Here is a 547-nt window from a genome sequence, read left to right as displayed (position 1 = left end):
CGCCGCCGGTTCGGCGCGGCCGGGGCCTGCGCGCACGACCGTGCCGCCGGGCGCGAGCAGGCCAGGGTGATCGCCCGCACCCCGCCGCCCGAGTTCGAGGTGGAGCAGCACTTCGAGCCGCCCCTCGACCGCGTCGACCAGCTCGCGTTCGCGTTCCGCGTGCGGGCCGAGGAGTTCATCGAGCGCATGCGCGCGGTGCGGCTCGTCTGCACCGGCCTGCGCATCGAGCTCGACGACGAGGGCGGCGGGCACTCGAGCCGCAACTGGCTGCATCCGCGGTGGTTCACGCCCGCCGACGTCGTCGACCGGGTGCGGTGGCAGCTGCAGGGCGCCGGCACCGCCGACAGCGGGCTCGCGTCGCCGATCGTGCGGCTCCGGGTGATCCCCGAGCGCATCGACTCCACCGGCAACCACGAGGAGGGCCTCTGGGGCGGCGGCCCAGACGAGCGCGTGCACCACGGGCTCACCCGCGTGCAGAGCATGCTCGGGCACGAGGCGGTCGTGACCGCGACGATCGGCGGCGGTCGCATGCTCGCCGACCGGCAGG

At 75.9% G+C, this 547-nt stretch carries 1 pseudogene; it reads left to right on the top strand.

The window, feature by feature from the left end:
• Nucleotides 1-66: 66 nt before the first annotated feature.
• Nucleotides 67-547 (top strand): annotated as a pseudogene (locus GH736_RS24170) (DNA polymerase Y family protein); the annotation flags it as partial.

It is taken from the genome of Agromyces humi, assembly GCF_009720255.1.
GTDB classification, from domain to species: domain Bacteria; phylum Actinomycetota; class Actinomycetes; order Actinomycetales; family Microbacteriaceae; genus Agromyces; species Agromyces humi.
Note: the sequence above shows the minus strand (reverse complement) of the source record. Positions and strands in the feature narration are given on the sequence as shown.